At 65.7% G+C, this 19,034-nt stretch carries 17 protein-coding genes; 9 read left to right on the forward strand and 8 right to left on the reverse strand.

Going from position 1 to position 19,034, the window contains the following annotated elements:
* Positions 1-5: 5 nt before the first annotated feature.
* From grxD to hemA, 5 genes are all read right to left on the reverse strand, one after another.
* Entirely contained in the window at positions 6-317 is a 312-nt protein-coding gene (grxD, locus tag LDO41_RS33220; protein ID WP_223995766.1) for a Grx4 family monothiol glutaredoxin, read from the reverse strand.
* Positions 318-477: 160 nt separating this feature from the next.
* Positions 478-1,347, reverse strand: a complete 870-nt coding sequence (prmC, locus tag LDO41_RS33225; RefSeq protein ID WP_223995767.1) for a peptide chain release factor N(5)-glutamine methyltransferase — start codon at positions 1,345-1,347, stop codon at positions 478-480.
* A gap of 170 nt (positions 1,348-1,517) precedes the next feature.
* Complete coding sequence (locus LDO41_RS33230) at positions 1,518-1,841, reverse strand: hypothetical protein (RefSeq protein WP_223995768.1); 324 nt, start codon at positions 1,839-1,841, stop codon at positions 1,518-1,520.
* A 211-nt stretch (positions 1,842-2,052) separates the two neighbouring features.
* Complete coding sequence (prfA, locus tag LDO41_RS33235) at positions 2,053-3,135, reverse strand: peptide chain release factor 1 (RefSeq protein ID WP_223995769.1); 1,083 nt, start codon at positions 3,133-3,135, stop codon at positions 2,053-2,055.
* A gap of 175 nt (positions 3,136-3,310) precedes the next feature.
* A complete protein-coding gene (hemA, locus tag LDO41_RS33240; RefSeq protein ID WP_223995770.1) occupies positions 3,311-4,615 on the reverse strand; it encodes a glutamyl-tRNA reductase in 1,305 nt (434 codons plus the stop codon).
* Between the two features lie 177 nt (positions 4,616-4,792).
* On the opposite strand from hemA, the gene LDO41_RS33245 reads away from it, so the two are divergent.
* Positions 4,793-5,035, forward strand: a complete 243-nt coding sequence (locus tag LDO41_RS33245) for a GlsB/YeaQ/YmgE family stress response membrane protein (RefSeq protein WP_223995771.1) — start codon at positions 4,793-4,795, stop codon at positions 5,033-5,035.
* On the opposite strand, the gene LDO41_RS33250 is transcribed toward LDO41_RS33245, so the two are convergent.
* On the reverse strand, positions 5,032-6,279 hold the full coding sequence (locus tag LDO41_RS33250; RefSeq protein ID WP_223995772.1) for a phthiocerol/phthiodiolone dimycocerosyl transferase family protein: 1,248 nt from the start codon (positions 6,277-6,279) through the stop codon (positions 5,032-5,034). The two genes, LDO41_RS33245 and LDO41_RS33250, sit on opposite strands and share 4 nt — an antisense overlap.
* A gap of 200 nt (positions 6,280-6,479) precedes the next feature.
* Positions 6,480-7,259, reverse strand: coding sequence for a 5'-methylthioadenosine/adenosylhomocysteine nucleosidase (locus LDO41_RS33255; RefSeq protein WP_223995773.1), 780 nt, complete (start codon positions 7,257-7,259; stop codon positions 6,480-6,482).
* A 138-nt stretch (positions 7,260-7,397) separates the two neighbouring features.
* Here LDO41_RS33255 and LDO41_RS33260 point away from each other — a divergent pair, with 138 nt between their 5' ends.
* From LDO41_RS33260 to LDO41_RS33270, 3 genes are read left to right on the forward strand one after another with little or no spacing between them, the layout of a single operon-like run.
* Positions 7,398-8,480, forward strand: coding sequence for a DUF2157 domain-containing protein (locus LDO41_RS33260; RefSeq protein ID WP_223995799.1), 1,083 nt, complete (start codon positions 7,398-7,400; stop codon positions 8,478-8,480).
* Positions 8,477-9,634, forward strand: coding sequence for a DUF4401 domain-containing protein (locus tag LDO41_RS33265; RefSeq protein WP_223995774.1), 1,158 nt, complete (start codon positions 8,477-8,479; stop codon positions 9,632-9,634). The genes LDO41_RS33260 and LDO41_RS33265 overlap by 4 nt, the downstream gene beginning before the upstream one ends.
* Positions 9,631-10,149, forward strand: a complete 519-nt coding sequence (locus LDO41_RS33270) for a GDYXXLXY domain-containing protein (protein ID WP_223995775.1) — start codon at positions 9,631-9,633, stop codon at positions 10,147-10,149. The genes LDO41_RS33265 and LDO41_RS33270 overlap by 4 nt, the downstream gene beginning before the upstream one ends.
* Positions 10,150-10,207: 58 nt before the next feature.
* Here the strand turns inward: LDO41_RS33270 and ychF are convergent, their stop codons facing one another.
* Entirely contained in the window at positions 10,208-11,299 is a 1,092-nt protein-coding gene (gene ychF, locus LDO41_RS33275; RefSeq protein ID WP_223995776.1) for a redox-regulated ATPase YchF, read from the reverse strand.
* A 188-nt stretch (positions 11,300-11,487) separates the two neighbouring features.
* Here ychF and LDO41_RS33280 point away from each other — a divergent pair, with 188 nt between their 5' ends.
* From LDO41_RS33280 to LDO41_RS33300, 5 genes are all read left to right on the forward strand, one after another.
* Complete coding sequence (locus tag LDO41_RS33280) at positions 11,488-12,750, forward strand: UbiH/UbiF family hydroxylase (RefSeq protein ID WP_223995777.1); 1,263 nt, start codon at positions 11,488-11,490, stop codon at positions 12,748-12,750.
* Positions 12,751-12,850: 100 nt separating this feature from the next.
* Positions 12,851-13,609, forward strand: coding sequence for a DsbC family protein (locus tag LDO41_RS33285; protein ID WP_377745380.1), 759 nt, complete (start codon positions 12,851-12,853; stop codon positions 13,607-13,609).
* Positions 13,610-13,633: 24 nt separating this feature from the next.
* Complete coding sequence (acuI, locus tag LDO41_RS33290) at positions 13,634-14,635, forward strand: acrylyl-CoA reductase (NADPH) (RefSeq protein ID WP_223995778.1); 1,002 nt, start codon at positions 13,634-13,636, stop codon at positions 14,633-14,635.
* A 74-nt stretch (positions 14,636-14,709) separates the two neighbouring features.
* Positions 14,710-16,524: a M61 family metallopeptidase gene (locus LDO41_RS33295; RefSeq protein WP_223995779.1), complete on the forward strand. Its 1,815-nt coding sequence runs from the start codon at positions 14,710-14,712 to the stop codon at positions 16,522-16,524.
* A 50-nt stretch (positions 16,525-16,574) separates the two neighbouring features.
* Positions 16,575-19,031: an FUSC family protein gene (locus LDO41_RS33300; protein WP_223995801.1), complete on the forward strand. Its 2,457-nt coding sequence runs from the start codon at positions 16,575-16,577 to the stop codon at positions 19,029-19,031.
* Positions 19,032-19,034: the final 3 nt, after the last annotated feature.

Here is a 19,034-nt window from a genome sequence, read left to right on the forward strand (position 1 = left end):
ATGCATCAACCCTTGAGCAGGGTTTGCATTTCGCCGTTCTGGTACATCTCCATCATGATGTCCGAGCCGCCGACGAATTCGCCATTCACGTAGAGCTGCGGAATGGTGGGCCAGTTGGAGTAGGTCTTGATGCCCTGGCGGATACCGTCGTCCTCGAGCACGTTCACCGTGGTCGGGGCGTCCACGCCGCAGGCCTTCAGGATCTGGATGGCGCGGCCCGAGAAACCGCACATCGGAAACTGCGCGGTGCCCTTCATGAACAGCACGACGGGGCTGCCCTTGACGATCTGGTCGATCTGTTGCTGTACGTCACTCATGATTTTGCGATGTTGCGGTAGCCGATGTTGGGGACACTGGCCGACCTGGGGGTATGGAACGGCATTGGAAAACCGCGATGGACGGATTTTACCGGAATCACGGTTTTACTTCAGACGCTGCGCAGATGGCGGCTGGGAGTCCCAACTTCAAGCTGAAACTTCAAGCACCCAGGCGGCCGCCGGTGCAGCGTTCGTGGCCGCCGAGGTCGCGTGCGCTGAAGACCTCAGCGAAGCCCGACTGTTCTAGCAGCGCGCGCGTGGCCTCGGCCTGATCGTAGCCGTGCTCCAGCAGCAGCCAGCCGCCCCGTCGCAGCCGCGCCGCGGCGCCTGCGATGATGGCCGCCAGGTCGGTCAGGCCATCGCCGTGGTCGGTCAGCGCGTCGATCGGCTCGAAACGCAGGTCGCCCTCGCCCAGATGCGGATCGCCGGCTGCGATATACGGCGGGTTGCTGACAATCAGGTCGAACTGCAAATCCGCCGGTAGCGCCGCGTACCAGTCCGAGATCAGAAAGTGCATGTTGCCCGCGCCGAGCAGCCGGGCATTTCCCTGCGCGACTGCCAGCGCGCCCTCGGAGATATCGGTCGCCCAGACGTCGGCGTCGGTGCGCTCGCAGGCGATCGTCACGGCCAGCGCGCCCGAGCCGGTGCCGAGGTCGAGTACACGCGGCGCGCGCACGGACGCCAGACGTGCCAGCACCGCTTCCACGGCAACCTCGGTATCGGGACGCGGGATCAGCACGTCGGGCGTCACATGGAACGGGCGTCCGAAAAATTCGCGCTCGCCCAGCAGGTAGGCCATCGGCTCGCCGGCCAGCCGTCGCGCCAGCAGCGTGGCGAGAGTATCGCGCTGCGCGGGCGTCAGATGCTCGCCATCGCGCGTAATCAGCTGCGTGCGCGACAGGCCGGTGACGTGGGTCAGGAGCATGCGCGCCTCCAGCGTGGGCAGCCCGGCCATGGCGGCGAGGGTCTGCGCTTCGCGCACGGTGGGCGGGCTGTCGGGAGAAGGCGTCATATCGGACGGCGAGGGCATTGCGGGGTGTTCGTGGAGCAGAGGTGGGGAAGGATAACGCTTAACTGAGCTCGGGCGTTCGGAACGGAACCGAGCGCTCTAACTAGTTGGCAGGCTATGCGAAACGCCGCCGAAAAACAAAGCGCCCCGCCGGGCTGAGCCGGGCGGGGCGCTTCTCGGGTGATCGGACGTTACTTGTTGACGGCGTCCTTGGCCTTGTCGGCGGTGGTGTTCACCGCATCGCGCGCGGCATCCTTGGCGTTGGCCATGGCGTTGCCGGCATCGACCTTGGCGCGCTCGGCTGCGGCGGACACATCCGATGCCACGCCGCTGGCCGCGGACTTGGCCGCATCGGCGGCGTTGGCGGCTGCTGCCGCAGCATCGCTGGCGGCGGCCTTCGCGGATTCCGCGGCGCTTTGCATAGCAGCGTCCGCGTTCGTGGCGGGCGCTTCGTCTTTCTTGCCGCAGGCGGCGAGCGCAGTGGTGATCATCAGCAGCGCGAGGAGTTTCTTCATGATTTCATCCTTGTGTCTGTTTTCGGGAGTCGACATCCGCCGGGCCATGCGTACATCCCTGCCGAACACTGTTATCTGACTATGCAGACGAAGTGACGAGGGAGGCGGCCCGATCGAAATCGATTATAGACACCGGCTTTTTGACAGCTAGTGCTGTTTCAAGCATTTACAACAGATACAAAGATGTGAAGGCAGGGCGAAACGGGTCTGGTTATGCATCCTCGCCGAGCGCTGCCAGTTGGTCGGCCTGATGCTCCGAGGACAGCGCGGACAGCAGTTCTTCCATATCGCCGTCCATGATCATGTCGATCTTGTAGAGCGTCAGGTTGATGCGATGGTCGGTCACGCGGCCCTGCGGAAAGTTGTACGTGCGAATGCGGTCGCTACGGTCGCCGGAGCCGATCAGGTTGCGGCGCGTGTTCGCTTCCTTGGCCTGCGCGGCACGCAGCTGCATGTCCTTGATGCGCGCGGCCAGTACCTTCATCGCCTTGTCCTTGTTGCGATGCTGGCTGCGGTCGTCCTGGCACTCGACCACGATGCCGGTGGGCAGGTGGGTCAGGCGCACGGCCGAATCGGTCTTGTTGATGTGCTGGCCCCCGGCGCCCGACGCGCGGAACGTATCGACGCGCAGATCGGCTGGATTGATCTCGACCTCGCCGACTTCATCGGCTTCCGGCATTACCGCAACCGTGCACGCCGAGGTATGGATGCGACCCTGAGTCTCGGTGGCTGGCACACGCTGCACGCGATGACCACCGGACTCGAACTTGAGCCGCGAGAACGCCGCCGTGCCCGCAATGCGCACGATCACTTCCCGGTAGCCGCCGAGGTCCGACGGCGACTCGCTCATGACCTCGACCTGCCAGCGCTGGCGCTCCGCGAAGCGCGTGTACATGCGTAGCAGATCGGCCGCGAACAGCGCGCTTTCCTCGCCGCCGGTGCCGGCCCGGATTTCCAGCAGCAGATTGCGGTCGTCGTTGGGATCCTTCGGCAGCAGCAGCGTCTGCAGCGCTTTCTCGAGCGCTTCCAGCCGGTCGCGCGCGGCGGCGATTTCGTCGGCCGCGAAGTCCTTCATCTCGGGGTCGGACAGCAGCGCCTGCGCGGTGTCCAGGTCTTCCTGCGCCTGCCGGTACTGCCCGTATTGCTCGGCCACCGGCGACAGCTCGGCATGCTCGCGCGAGAGCTTGCGGTACTGGTCGATATTGGCGGTGGCATCCTCGCGCGCAAGCAGCGCGTTGACTTCGTCGAGCCGCTCGGCCAATTGGTCGAGCTTGTTGAGCATGCTGGCTTTCATGGCAGTCCGGGGGTGACATCGCTAAGTGGCGTGGCCAGGTAGCGGTGCGATGTATCTGGGGGTGTTGGCCGGGTGTGGCCTGTTTTGGACGGATATCGCCGGGTGCGGCTTGATGCGTCTGGGTACGGCTTGGGGCAGCTGCCGGGCGGCAGCGATCGAGGCGCCGTGAGCGGGGCTAGCGCTCGGAGTGGCTGCTGTGGCGGAACAGACCGGGCACGAGGCGCAGCAGCGCTTCGCGGTCGTCGCCTTGCGTGTGATTGAGCGCGTGCGTCGGGCCGTGCAGGAACTTGCGCGTGAGCGCGCCGGACAACGCTTCGAGCACGGCATCGGGATCGTCACCGCGCGCGAGCATGCGGCGTGCGCGCTCGAGTTCGGCCTGGCGCATCGACTCGCCCTGCACCTGCAGGTCGCGAATCACGGGCACCACGCTGCGTGTTTCCAGCCAGTGCATGAAGTTCTGCACGCGCGTCTCGATGATCGCCTCGGCTTGCGCCACAGCGGCCTGACGCATCGCGTTGCCTTCACGCACGATCGCGCCGAGGTCATCGACGGTGTACAGGAACACGTCGTTGAGGCGGGCCACTTCCGGTTCCACGTCGCGCGGCACGGCCAGATCGACCATCATGATCGGGCGATGCTTGCGGCGCTTGACCGCGCGCTCCACGGCACCCAGGCCGATGATCGGCAGCGAGCTTGCGGTGCAGGACACGACGATATCGAACTCGTGCAGGCGATCGCCCAATTCCGACAGCCGAATCGCTTCCGTGGTCAGACCCTGGCCGGCGAGTTGCTCGGCCAGTCGTTCGCCGCGCTCGACGGTTCGGTTGGCCACGACGATCTGGCGCGGCTGCTGCGCGGCAAAGTGCGTCGCGCACAATTCGATCATCTCGCCCGCGCCGATAAACAGCACGCGTTGCGTCGACACCGATTCAAAAATCCGCTGCGCGAGGCGCACGGCCGCGGCTGCCATCGACACCGAATGCGCGCCGATCTCGGTCTGGCCACGGACTTCCTTGGCCACCGCGAACGTGCGCTGGAATAGCTGATTCAGGTACGTACCGAGCGCACCGGCTTCTCCCGCCGTGCGCACCGCATCCTTGAGCTGGCCAAGGATCTGCGTCTCGCCGAGCACCATCGAGTCCAGCCCGCTGGCCACGCGGAACGCGTGACGTACGGCTTCCGACTGCGGCAGCGAATACAGGTGCGGGGCCAGATCGCTGGCCGGCACGCTATGGTGCTGGGCCAGCCAGTGCAGCGTGTGCTCGAAACCTTCGACGCCGGGCTTGAGGATATCCGTGGCGCAGTAGATCTCGGTGCGGTTGCAGGTGGAGAGGATGGCGGCTTCGGTGCCACTGCGGCCTGCCAGGTGCGCGCGCAGCGCACCAAGAGCGGGTTTGATCTGCTCGAGCGGAAACGCCACCCGTTCGCGTAGCGAGACGGGCGCCGTGGTGTGATTGATTCCGATCGCGAGCAGTTGCATTTGTGGGGGAATGTCGTGCTTGATCCGGGACGTAGCCGGAGCGGTGGTCATTATACCGCCCGGTGTCATTCTTGCAGGGCTGAGCTGCAATCCGCGATATATGCAGTATCGTATGGGCGCGACACCTGTTGTGGTGTTTTAGACACAAATCGAGACGAAACTGAGGCGGGAGAGGCGATGTTGGGCTTGTTGGTGGTCGGTGCGCTGGTGGGGTTTGCGGCTCGGATCTTCCATCCGTCGGGGCGGGTCGTCAGCCTGCCGGCGGCGCCAGTGCTGGGGGCGGCCGGGGCGCTGCTCGCGTTCTACAGTGGCCGCGCCCTGCATCTGTTCACCGACGGCCAACTGATGGGCTGGAGCGCCGCAATCCTCGGGGCGGCGTTGCTGGTCGCGCTCTGGGGCCTGATCCGCCCGCGACGTTAAGTGGCTTGCAGGCCTCTTTCCAGCGTGGCCTTGGCGGCCTCGAGCCAACCGGCGGCCGCTGGCGTGGCGGAGGTCAGCGCAAGGTGCATTTCGCCGTCGAGCGTGGCGACGCCGAGCATATGGTCACCCTTGTCGCCGGTCTGCACGAACGGTCCCCATAGCGCTGTCATGCGGTAGGTGCCGATGCGCGTACCAAAGCGCAGCGGGCCGAGATTCGACACGATGAAATCGCGTGCCTGCCCGATGCGGCGCGCCTTGGCCACACCCGTGGCGTCGAGTCCGTCGTTGAGCTGGCCGCGCAGGTCGCGCGTCTCGAAGCGCACGGCGGCGCGCGTACCGGCGACGTCGGTCTCTCGCAGGACCCGGCGCGCCATCTCCCAGAAGCTCAGTGTTTCGCCGGCCTCGATCAGCGCGCGGCCGACGGTCACGTACACGCCGCAATCTTCTTCCATGCCCAGTTGGCGCCGCAGATCGATCGGCGTGACCAGCTTGATTGCCGCGCCTTGCCAGTCCTGCAGATACTGACGTCCGCTCAGCAGCATCGCGGCGGACAACGCGCCGTGCACCGTGGTGTTGGCCGCGCGGGCGCGGATACGCAGCGCGCCGGTCAACGTGCGCGACAGCCGCAGGCGGTGTACGACCGGGGCGCCGGCATCGGGCGAAGGTGATGCCGCCAGCGAGACCGCGTGTGAGGGCGCACGGGCGGCGGCGACATTGACGATCTGGTTGAGCGAGGGCGGCATCGGCAGCGGCTCCAGCGTTTCACCCGCCAGGGCATGCAGCACGTCGCGGATGCATCCGGCGAGTCCGATGCCGTCGCAGATCGCATGACTGGCAGCCACGATCAGCAGCGAACGATTGCTGGCCCCTTCGTCCCCGCCATCGCTGGCGACGATGGCGCGCATCAGCGGCGCGTGGTTGGGATCGATCGGTTCCGCAAGTTCACGTGTCAGTTCGCGATCGAGCCAGTCTGGGTCGATGCCATCGTGAGTCCAGCGCGCCGCGTTCGTGAAGTGCACGGGAATCGGCCGATCTTCGCTCGCTTCGAAGTACGGAAAGCCGTTCGGCGTGGCCGGAATGCCTACCCGCAGCAGCGGATGACGGCGCCGCAGCGCGTCGAACGCCGCGCGCCACGCCTGTGGCGGGGCGGTGCCGTCGATCTCTACGGCGTAGATGATGTGGTTGCTCGTCCCGTGGCCGAGCAGCCAGAAACAGTGTTCGAGGGATCCAAGTGGTCGAAGCATGGCCGGCACATCCATCGTGACAGATGGCATCGTGATTGATGACGGCCAGCGTGCCATCGCGTCCGACTTCGACTGTTCACGAAGACATGGTCTTGTTCCAAATACCGAAGGCGATACAAAGCGATACATCTGTGTCGTCGTGGACCGGCAACACATTCTCACTGCGCCTTAAGAAAGGCGCGTGTGTTTCGTTTTTGCCGTTATGGCTTCGCGAGTTGCCGCGCGCGCAAAAACCGTTCGAGTACGCCTGCGGAGTAATGACTGGCCACGTCCTTGAGGAACGATGCGAAGTCGATATGCGCGCTGTCGTCCGCGCGATCCGAAATCGTGCGCATGACTGCGTACGGCACGCCGAACTCGTGGCAGACCTGCGCGAGCGCTGCGCCTTCCATCTCCACGGCCTCCAGCGCGGGCAGTCGCGCGCGTAGTTCGCCCACCGCGGCCGGGGCATTGATGAACTGGTCGCCGCTGGCGATCATGCCAACGTGCAGACGCGGCTCGCTGACGCCGAAGCGCGCGCGCACTTCTGTTGGTACGGCGGTCGGTAGGTCGTCGCGCAGGAAGTCTTCCACCGCGCGGCAGAGTTGCGCGGTCAGTTCGGCATCGGCGGGGAATTCGGCGCGGTCCAGTAGCGGCACCTCGTGGCGCGCAAAGAACGGGCGGGCATCGAGGTCGTGCTGGATGGTGCGATCGGCCACGACCACATCGCCGACGCGGGTCTGCGGACCCACGCCGCCGGCGAGGCCGGTGAAGACGATCTCGTCCACCTTGAACTCGCGGATCAGCGTGACCGTTGTGGCGGCGGCCGCTACCTTGCCCATGCGCGCGAGGACGAGCACCACGGGGTGGCCGTGCAGATGGCCGACGTGATAGTCGCGCATGCCGATCGTATGCACGGTCGCGCGCGCGTCTTCGTGGCGCATGGCGGCGATCAGGTCGTCAACTTCGTCGTGGATGGCGGCAAGAATTCCAAGGGTCATGGTGGTGTTCGTAGCGGGGGATCAACTGCCGCGAGCATACCCGCGCGGCGGCATCTGGCCCAACGATTTTGACCTATCCGCACGGCCTGCTACATTGCGATCCATACCGATACACGGGGGGATCGCAGGTTGGAAACGATTTCACATCGCACCTTTGCTCGACGAACCTTTGCCCAACGCAGCTTCGCTACCGGTCGCGTCATTCGGCAGGCATTGGCCGACTGGCGCGCGCAGGGGCGTCTGGCATCGCAGGAGGTTGAGGCGGTCTGGCAGGCCTCGCTGCCCACGCGTGCGGACTGGCATGACTGGCTCGACCGTGCCTTGCTGATCCTCGGGGCCGCGCTGATCTGCGCGGGCGTCATTGTCTTCTTTGCGTTCAACTGGGCCGCGCTGCACAAGTTTGCGCGGTTCGGCCTGCTGGCTGGCGCGCTGACCCTGCTGGCGGCGTTTGCGATGTGGCGGCCGACTGGCGATCTGTCTGGTCGCGCGGCGCTGGCTGGCGCGCAGGTGCTGTCCGGCGTGCTGATGGCGGTGATCGGCCAGACCTACCAGACCGGTGCCGATGCCTGGCAATTGTTCGCGTGGTGGGCGGTGCTGGCGGTGCCCTGGGCGCTGGCCGCGCGCGCCGCGCCGCATTGGTGGATCGTGCTGGTGGTGGGCAACGTGGCGTTGCTGCGCTATTTCAGCGTGAATCTTGGCGTGGGTGGCATGTTCGAACTGCTGTTCTCGGCGGATCGCGCGGGTGGCACGATGCGAATCCTGCTGGCTGCGACGGTGGTGCAACTGGCGCTCTGGTATCTGCTGGCCGCGAGTGCGGCTAGCTTAGGCTTTCGCGGTATGACGGGTCCCCGGTTGCTCGGCTTGCTGATCTGCGGTTATGCGGGATGGATCGGCTTGCTCGCGTTGATCGGCACACGGCTCGACGAACTCGAACCGCTGATGAACCTGCTGCTCGCCGGCGTCGCGCTGGCGGCATTGATCGCATGGTTCCGCTGGCGCGACTTCGACATCGTGGTCCTGAGCTTCGCGTGCCTGTCGGCAATCGGCGTGATCGTGACGGCGGTAGGCCGCTGGCTGATGGCGGTGACCAACGATATCGGTGGCTTCCTGCTGCTGACCGTGATCGTCGTGGGTTTGGCTGCGGCTGCTGGCAGCTGGCTCATGCGCGCGTGGCGCAGCCATGTCTCGGGTTCGGGTGAAGCGCTGGAGGGTGCCGTATGAACGCCGACCACATTGAACGCACCGAACGCGAACTCTGGGCCGAGCTCGCGGCACGCGACGCGGTGCAGGGCGAGTACGCGCCGACCATCCGCACGCCTTGGCCGATCCGACTGCTGATGGGTGCCGCGGGCTGGCTCGGCGCGATCTTCTGCCAGTTGTTCGTCTACGGCTTCGTGTTCGCGTTCACGCGCAGCAATGGCGCGGCGATGTTCGTCGTCGGTCTCGTCATGGTCGCGCTGGCAGCCGCGTTCTATCGTTCGTCGCGCGCCCGCACGGGCATCGCCGCCGGGCAATTCGCGCTCGCGCTGAGCCTGAGCGGGCAGGGCATGATGTTCGCGGGCCTGAGCCTGGTCATGGGCAGCGGCATCGCCATCCGCGACAGTGGCTTCTGGCTGATTCTCGCCGCCATGCAGGCGGTGCTCTATTGGGTCGTGCCCAATCGGCTGCACCGCTTCCTCGCCGCGCTCGGCACATGGAGCGCGCTGACGGTGGCGCTGTCGCTGCTGCTCGGCCATCTGATCGGCCAGCGCTGGATGATGTTGCCGGTGTCGGTGGGCGTACCCGCCGCTGCGGCACTGGCGGTCGTGGCGGTGTTCGTCGGCAAGGAGTCGCGACTAGCCGCCGCCGCACGACACGGTATGTGGGTGCCTGCAGTCGATGCCTCACTGCTGTTCGGCCTGGGCGCCGCGTTGTTCGTGACGGGAGCGGCCCATCCCGCCGCGCTGCTGTTCGGCACCGGCGCGCCGTGGCCGGTGCCGGGCGCATGGGCGTGCGGCGCACTGCTGGGCCTCGTGCTGGTCGCGTTCGCAGCTACCGAATGCCAACGGTTGACGGTCTCTGCGCGCATGCAAGCCGGTGTGCTCGGCGTGATCACCGTGTTCAGCATCCTGATGATCTTCGCCCCGGCCGTAACCTCCGGCGTCCTCGGCCTCGCGCTGGCCCTGCGACGCGGCGCGCTGCCGTGGCTCGGCCTGTCGATCGCAACGATCTTGATGGGCTTCATCTGGTACTACAGCACGCTGCAATGGACACTGCTGGCCAAGTCGATCACGCTGGTCGCGGCCGGCGTGCTGCTGCTGATCGCACGGCAAGCACTGGCACGCAGCGTCGGCAGCGTCGGCAGCGTGAAAGGGGAAGGGAGGGCCACGCCATGAAGATCGCGCAAACGAAAATCTGGATCGCACTGGCGTGGCTGCTGACGCTGACCATAGCGACAGTAGGCGTTGCCGCCAACGAACGCGTCATCCGCGATGGCGATTTGGTGTACCTGCGCCTGGCCCCGGTGGATCCGCGCTCTCTGATGCAGGGCGACTACATGGCCCTCAACTTCTCCGTCGCCATCGAAATCACCGCCGCGCAGGGCAACCGCAAACAAGCCAACCTCCAACGCGATGCCACCGTCGTCATCCGCCGCGACACGAACCACATCGGCCAATTCGTCCGCCTGCACGACGGTACTCCGCTAGCCGAAGGCGAACACCTGCTGCGCGTACAAAACGTCCCCACCCGCTGGGGCGGCAACGGCGTCCAGGTCTCCACGGACGCGTGGTTCTTCGAAGAAGGCCAGGCCAAACGCTACGAACGCGCCCAATACGGCGAATTCCGCGTAGACCCCAACGGGCACGCGTTGCTGGTGGGGATGAAGGGGGAAGGGTTGGGGGAGCTTTGATTGAGACGAAAAAAAGCCCGGCGAGTAGCCGGGCTTTTTGCATCTTGCTGCGCAGTCGTCAGACGTTGAACAGGAAGTTCATCACGTCGCCGTCGTGCACCACGTATTCCTTGCCTTCAGCGCGCATCTTGCCGTTTTCCTTCGCGCCTTGCTCGCCCTTGAACGCGATGTAGTCGTCGTAGGCGATCGTTTGCGCGCGGATGAAGCCGCGTTCGAAGTCGGTGTGGATCACGCCTGCCGCCTTCGGGGCGGTGTCGCCGACGTGGATGGTCCACGCGCGCACTTCCTTCACGCCTGCGGTGAAGTACGTCTGCAGGCCCAGCAGCTTGAAGCCTGCGCGGATCACGCGGTCGAGGCCCGGTTCTTCCATGCCGAGGTCGGCCAGGAATTCGGCCTTGTCGGCGTCGTCGAGGTCGGCGATCTCGGCTTCGATGGCGGCGCACACGGCCACCACCGGCGAGCCCGTGGTCTTGGCGTATTCGCGCACCGCGTCGAGGTGCGGGTTGTTCTCGAAGCCGTCTTCACGCACGTTGGCCACGTACATCGTCGGCTTGGCGGTGATCAGGCAGAACGGGCGCAGCGCTTCCCATTCTTCCGGCGACAGGTCCAGCGTGCGCACGGCCTTGGCCTGATCGAGCACGGCCTGGGCCTTCTCGAGCACGGCCACCAGGCGAATCGCTTCCTTGTCGCCGGCGCGGGCCGGCTTGACGTAGCGGGCGTGCGCCTTCTCGACGGTCGCCAGATCGGCCAGCGCGAGTTCGGTGTTGATGACTTCGATGTCCGACAGCGGATCGACGCGGCCAGCCACGTGGATCACGTTTTCGTCCTCGAAGCAGCGCACCACGTGCGTGATCGCGTCCGTTTCACGGATATTGGCGAGGAACTGGTTGCCCAGGCCTTCGCCCTTGGAGGCACCAGCCACCAGGCCGGCGATATCGACGAACTCGACCGTCGCCGGCAGCACGCGCTCGGGCTTGACGATCTCGGCCAGCTTCGCGAGCCTCGCATCCGGCACTTCCACCACGCCCACATTGGGCTCGATGGTGCAGAACGGATAGTTTTCGGCGGCGATGCCGGCCTTGGTCAGGGCATTGAACAGCGTGGACTTGCCGACGTTGGGCAGGCCGACGATGCCGCATTTGAGGCTCATGGGTGTCAGGCGGTAAATAGCAAAGGCTGTATTCTAGCGGATGGCCGCCTTCCGGCCGTCAGTCCGGTCGCCCAACAGTGCGCGGGCCACGCGCAGGGCACGTCGCTATAATCCCCCTCATGATCAGTCCGGCCTTGCCGGTGTGCCGCGCGCACCTGTCCGCGCGTGTACCCGCTGGCCCTCACTCCATGTCATCGACGTCCTCTTCTCGTTTCCAGATTGCCGTGGTCGGTGGCGGTATCGTCGGCAAGGCCTGCGCCTTGCTGCTCGCGCAACAGGGCATGCAGGTGGCGCTGATCGCGCCGCGGCCGGCCGGCGACACCGCGCGGACCAGCGAGGATGAATGGGACAGCCGCATCTACGCGTTCTCGTCCAGCTCCCAGGCGTTGCTCGAACGCCTGCGCGTGTGGGAAGCGCTGGACCCCGCCCGCATGCAGCCCGTACGCGACATGCGCGTGTTCGGCGATCAAAGCGCCTGCGAGTCCGATCCCACGCCGCATGGCGACCTCCATTTCTCGTCATATGCCGCCGCCGTGCCGCAACTGGCCTGGATCATCGAGTCCAGCCACGTGGAACGGACGCTGGACACCGCGCTGCGTTTTCAGCATCAGGTGCAATGGTTCGACGACACCGGCGAGGGGTTCGAACGTGATTGCGATGGCGTGACGCTCACGCTGGCCAGCGGCGCGCGCGTGCGGGCCGCCTGTGTAGTCGGTGCTGACGGCGCGCGCTCATGGGTGCGCCAGCAAGCCCATATCTGTACGACCACGCGCCGCTATCGTCAGCTCGGCGTGGTCGCCAACTTCCGCTGCGAACTGCCGCATCAGGACACCGCCTGGCAGTGGTTCCTCGGCTGCCCGCAGAAGCTCATGGCCGACGAGGAAGCCGAAAACGGCGAGATCCTCGCGCTGCTGCCGCTGCCCGGCAACCGCGTGTCGATGGTCTGGTCCGCCGAGGAAGGCCACGCGCGAGAACTGGTCGGACTGTCGCCCGAGGCACTGGCCGCCACCGTCATGCAGGCGGCCTCAGGCGCTGTGGGCGCTCGCTTCGGCACGTTGCGCTGCATCACCCCGGCGCAAGGTTTCCCGCTGGTGCTGCAACGCGCGGAGCAGTTCGTGCAGCCGCACGTGGCGCTGGTCGGAGATGCCGCCCACGTCATTCACCCGCTGGCCGGCCAGGGCATGAACCTCGGGTTACGTGACGTTACGGAACTTGGGCGCGTGATGGCCGACAAAGAAGCGTTTCGTGCCGAAGGCGATCTGCGCCTGCTGCGTCGATACGAGCGCGCCCGCGCGACGGACCTGCTTTCCCTCACCGCGGCGACGGACGGCCTGCATCGCCTGTTCTCGCTGCCCGGCAGCCCGGCACGCGTCATGCGCAATCTGGGCATCCGCGCGGTGGGCAGGCAGTCGACGCTCAAACAGTTTCTGATCGGTCGCGCATTGGGCTAGGGCGCCCCGCAAGGGCGCCTCAAAACACGCGAACGGCAAACGGATATCCCATCAATATCAATCGGACGGGCCAGCAGGCCCGCCGACCTCTGGAGTCACCATGTTGCAAATGTTCCGCCGCAAATCGCTCCGCGCGACCGCGGCCGTCACCCTGGTGGGCGGACTCGCCGCCGCCGGCTATGCGCTGCACGCACTGGCCGCGGACGAGCCGAGCACCGCGAGCATCAAGGCGACCATCGAGAAAATGGTGGGCGGCCGCGCCGAAGTGCGCAGCGTGACCAAGACCCCGGTGCCGGGTCTGTATGAAGTGAGCCTCGGCAACCAGGTGGTGTACACCGACGCCACCGGCCGCTACATCCTCAACGGCGAGCTGATCGACACCAAGACCAGCACGAATCTGACCGAGGAGCGTGTGGCGGAACTGAATCGCATCAAATGGTCGGACCTGCCGCTGTCGCGCGCCGTGAAATGGTCGAAGGGCGATGGCAGCCGCACGATCGCCGTATTCTCGGATCCGAACTGCCCGTATTGCAAGCGCATCGAACAGACCTTCCAGCAGATGGACAACATCACGGTGTACACCTTCCTGTACCCGGTGCTGTCGCCGGACTCCACGCAGAAGTCCAAGCAGATCTGGTGCGCGAGCGACCGTTCCAAGGCCTGGCGCGACTGGATGCTGAACCATGTGGCGGTGACCGGAAAATCGGACTGCAAGAACCCGATCGACGATAACCTCAAGCTCGGCCAGGGCATGAACGTCACCGGCACGCCGGCGATCTTCTTCACCGACGGCTCGCGCATTCCGGGCGCCGCGGACGTGGCCACGCTGGAGCGCAAGTTCGCCAGTCTGAAGAAGTAAGCAGCACTCACAAGAGGAGACACCATGACGTTCAACGCGCTGCTGCTGACGCAGGCCGATGGCAAGACGCAGGCCGCGGTTACCGCGCTCGACGAGAGCCAGTTGCCTGAGGATGGCGACGTTGTCGTCGCGGTCGATTACTCAACCATCAATTACAAAGATGGGCTCGCGATCACGGGCCGCGCGCCGGTCGTGCGCAAGTGGCCGATGGTCGCTGGCATCGACGGCGCGGGCACGGTGGTGTCGTCGAGCCATCCCAAGTGGAAAACCGGCGACAAGGTCGTACTGAACGGCTTTGGCGTCGGCGAGACTCACTGGGGCTGCCTCGCACAACGCGCGAAGCTCAAGGGCGACTGGCTGGTAAAACTGCCTGACGCGTTCACCGCGCGCCAGGCCATGGCAATTGGCACGGCCGGTTACACGGCGATGCTGTCGGTGCTCGCGCTCGAACGTGGCGGCGTCAATGGCCCGGTGCGGCCCGGCGATGGCGACATTCTCGTGACGGGTGCGTCGGGCGGAGTTGGCTCGGTGGCGATCGCGGTGCTGTCGAAGCTTGGCTATCGCGTCACCGCGTCCACCGGCAAGACCGCCGAAGCGGACTTCCTGCGCGCGCTGGGCGCGACCGACGTGATCGATCGCACCGAACTTGGCGCACCCAACAAGCCATTGCAGAAGGAACGCTGGGCTGCGGTGATCGATTCCGTGGGCTCGCACACGCTCGTCAACGCGTGCGCGCAGGTACGCTACGGCGGCGTCGTCACCGCATGCGGCCTCGCGCAGGGCATGGATTTCCCGGCGTCGGTGGCGCCGTTCATCCTGCGCGGCGTCACGCTCGCCGGCATCGACAGCGTGATGGCCGCGATGCCGCTGCGCGAACGCGCATGGCAGCGGCTCGCGCAGGATCTGGCACCAGACCGGCTGCAGGCGATCACGCATGAGGTCAAGCTCGCCGACGCCGTCGAGGCCGGCCATAAGATCGTCGATGGTGGCATGCGTGGCCGCGTGGTCGTCAACGTGAATGGCTGAGCAGCCGCGCGCCTGAGTCCGTCCGGGCGGGTTGTCCGGGCAGTGCGGACGGGCGTGACGCTACAATCGTGGCCATGACGCCGATCCGCTACGCCATCGCCCCCCTCCATCCGGAAGCGCATCTGTTCGCCGTGACCGTCACGGTGGACGCGCCGGATCCCGAAGGCCAGACCTTCTCGCTGCCTGCCTGGATTCCGGGTAGCTACATGATTCGCGAGTTCGCGCGCAATATCGTCCGCATCCGTGCCGACGATGCGCGCGGCAAAGTCGCGCTGACGAAGGTCGACAAGCAGACCTGGCAAGCCGCGCCCTGCGAAGGTCCGCTTGCGCTGCGCTACGAGGTCTACGCCTGGGACCTGTCGGTTCGCAGCGCGCACCTCGACACCACGCATGGTTTCTTCAACGGCAGCTCGGTGTTTCTGCGCGTCGATGGCCAGGATGACCAACCTTGTATCGTCGAGATCACGGCGCCGGCCGGCGAGGCCTATGCGAACTGGCGCGTCGCCACCGCGATGCCCGAGGCACGCGGCCGCGACGGGGCCAAGCGTTATGGCTTTGGTCGCTATCAGGTAGCCAACTACGACGAGCTGGTCGATCATCCCGTGGAAATGGGCGAGTTCGCGCTGGCGAGCTTCAAGGCCTGCGGCGCCCAGCACGACGTGGTGTTCACGGGCCGCGTACCCGGCCTCGACCTGCAGCGCATCAGCCGCGACCTGAAGCAGATCTGCGAGGCACAGATCCGCTTGTTCGAGCCGCGCTCGGCGCGCGCGCCGTTCCTCGACAGCAACCGCCGCTATGTGTTCATGACGATGGTCACGACCGATGGCTACGGCGGCCTCGAGCATCGCGCGAGTACCGCGCTGATGTGCGCGCGCGGCGATCTGCCGGTGCGCGGCAACAGCGAGACCAGCGAGGGCTACCGGACCTTCCTCGGCTTATGCAGCCACGAGTACTTCCATACTTGGAACGTCAAGCGCATCAAGCCGGCGGCGTTCGTACCGTATCGGCTCGATCAGGAAAGTTACACGCCGTTGCTGTGGCTGTTCGAAGGGTTCACGAGCTACTACGACGATCTGATTCTCGCGCGCACTGGCCTGATCGACGACAAGCAATACGTCGAGATGATCACCAAGACGTGGAATGGCGTGCTGCGCGGCAACGGTCGCACCAAGCAGAGCGTGGCCGCGAGTTCGTTCGACGCATGGACCAAGTACTACCGGCAGGACGAGAACGCACCCAACGCGATCGTCAGCTATTACACCAAGGGCTCGCTGGTCGCACTCGCGCTGGATCTGACGATTCGCGAGAAGACCGCCGGCCGCCGCTCGCTCGATGACATCATGCGCGCGCTGTGGCAACGCTACGGGCGCGAGTTCTATGCGCCGGGCGCGGTCCAGCGTGGCGTGACCGAAGCCGAGGTCTATGCGCTGTTCGATGAAATCTCCGGCCTGCGGCTCGGCGCGCTGCTGCGCGCGCTGACTGAAGGCACCGGCGAGATCGGACTGGTGCCGCTGCTGCGTGCGTTCGGCATCAAGGCCGAGGCGCAGAAGGCCCCGGCCGCGATGACGGCGGCCGCGCTCGGTATCAAGACGCGCGTGGAAGATGGTTGGGTGCGGGTGACGCAGGTGCTCGACGATAGCGCGGGCCAGGCCGCCGGCGTGTCGGCTGGCGATCTGCTGGTGGCGTTCGATGGCCTGCGCGTAACGGGCGGCCAGCTCGACAAGCTGCTGGCGCGCTACCGTGCCGGCGACCAGGCCGAGCTGCATGTGTTCCGTCGCGACGAACTACACGTAATGCAACTGAAGCTGGGCCGTGAACCGGCCACGCAGTATCGCGTCACGGTCGAGGAAGGCCGTCACGCGTTGCGCGCGCGCTGGCTCGGACAATAAACCCCCGGGCGGCCTGCTCCATGAGCGTAGCCGCCTGAATGCCCCACGCCATGGAATACGCGCACGATCCTCGCACGTTCCTGTTTTCGCACTATATCTACCGTGGCCTGCGTTCGGCCACGGGCGTCATCGGCATTACGCTGCTCGCGATGCAGGTCATGGATCTGCCGAGCGCGATGGTGGTGTCGATCGGTGCGCTCTGCACGAGCCTGATGGACCTGCCGAGCCCGCTGAACCACAAGTTCAACGAGATGCTGGCCAGCGTGCTGCTATGTACCGCGGTGGCGCTGATCGTTGCGCTGGCGGTGCCGTTCCCGCGCGTGATGCCGTTCGTGCTGGTGGCGGTGACATTCTTCGCCGGCATGCTCACCGTCTATGGCAACAAGACGATGTCGCTGCAGTTTTCGGCGCTGTTCGTCATGACGCTGACCGTCAACGAGGAATTCGTGGTGCGCAAGGCGCTCGAGCACGCGGGTTTGTTCGGCGCGGGCGCGTTGGCGTACATGATCTACGCGATGGTGGTCAGCTGGATCACCGAGCAGCGCACGCGGCAGCAGATCCTCGCCGAGGCGCTCTATGAAATCGCGGGCTATCTCGAGATCAAGTCCGCGTTCTACGATGCCGGCAATGACTTCGACGAGCAGTTCAATCAGCTCGTGCGTCAGCAGATCGTGGTGGCGGAGCGGCAGCAGGCCGCGCGCGACCTCGTCCTGCGCGGCAACAAGACCATGCACGACGGGTTGCTCATGCAGGTGCACCTGCGCATGCTCGACCTCTATGAGTACGTGCTGTCGACGAACACCGACTATCAGATGCTGCGGCAGACCTTTGGCGGCACACCGGTGCTCGACCAATTGCGCGATCTGGTGCGCATGATGTCGCAGGATGTGGAGGAGGTTGCGTTCGACGTGACGCGGGGGCGGCCGTCGTACGCCACCGTCGATTACGCGCCGACGATCAAGCGCGTGGAGCACGAGATCGCGCAGCTGCGCCATCACCATGTTCCCGCGGCCGCGATGACGGCACTGGCCGACACGCTCGAGATGATCAAGGGTGCGATCACGCTGATCGGGCAGATTCACGAGGCTTCGCGCACGCCGGTGGAGCCGGCCAAGCTGCTGCCCGGCCTGGACATGACGCCGTTTCTGACGCGCCAGAAGTACGAGTTTGGCGTGATCCGCGACAACCTGCACTGGCGTTCGCCAGCGTTCCGCTTCTCGCTGCGGATTACGATGGCAGTCGCTGTCGGACTCTGGATTGGCGATCATTTACCGTACGCGTCGCACGGCTACTGGATTCTGCTGACGATCGTGGTGATCCTCAAGCCGAATTTCAGCATGACCAAGCAGCGCTACAACGATCGTCTGATCGGTACGTTGATCGGCTGCATCATCAGCGTGGTGATCCTGCGCTTTATTCACGATCCGCTGCTGCTGCTTGGGGTGCTGTTTCTCGCGCTGGTGGCGAGCGCGACGTTTGTCACCATCAAGTACCGCTACACGGCCATCGCGGCGTGCGTGCAGGTGCTGATTCAGATCAACCTGCTGGCGCCGGGCAGCCAGACCGTGGTGGGCGAGCGGCTGATCGACACCGTGATCGGTGGCGTGGTGGCGTCGATTTTCAGCTTCGTGTTGCCAAGCTGGGAGTACCGCGCGATTCCCAAGCTGGTCGAGAGCGTATTGCAGGCCAATCGACGCTATATCGCGGCCACGCGCGATCTGCTGTTGCGCAAGAGCACCGACGATTATGCGTATCGCGTGCAGCGCAAGCAGTTCATGGACAGCCTGTCCGCACTGATCTCGTCGTTCCAGCGCATGCTCGATGAACCGCGTAGCCGGCATCGCGCGGTGGACAACCTCAACCGCTTTATCCTGCAGAACTACCTCGTGGCCGCGCATATCGCCGCCGCGCGCATTCAGGTACGACAGCACTACGGCGAGCTGGATCTGCCCGCGGCGGAAGCGGCGGTGTCGCAAGCGACCGAAGCCGCAACACGCAGTCTTGAGCTCGCGAGCGAGCGGCTGGCGGGTGAGGAGTTGCATGGCCAGCGCGGTGTGGGTTTTATTCGTACGCCCGCGGAAGTCGCGGTAGCCGGCCTGGCCGCTACCGAGGCGGGGGTGGCCGATGTGTTGATGCCGAGCGCGGAAGCTCAGGTGGCACAGACTGAAGCGAGGGAGGCGGAAGCACAGGCGGCGCAGGTCGCGCAGGCCGAGAGCGAAGCGCGCCAGGCGGAGGCCGAAGCCGACGCCGCCAGCGAACGCCGCGCCCGCCTCGCCGACTCGGCGGACCGCCGCAAGGCGGAGGTATTGGTGCAGGCCGCCACCTCGGGCGAACTCGGCGCGAACGAGATCTCGCACTTTGCGCCCGACGGCGGCTCCACCGCCAGCTCAACCGGCCGCGCCGCTAATGCTCTGCTAGAACGCCGCCTGCGCGCGCTGCGCGAGGACACCGCCAAGATCGCGTTACGCACGGGCGCGATCGGCCGCGCGATGCGGAAGGAGGATTGACGC

The organism is Cupriavidus pampae (genome assembly GCF_914271485.1).
Lineage (GTDB): Bacteria > Pseudomonadota > Gammaproteobacteria > Burkholderiales > Burkholderiaceae > Cupriavidus > Cupriavidus pampae.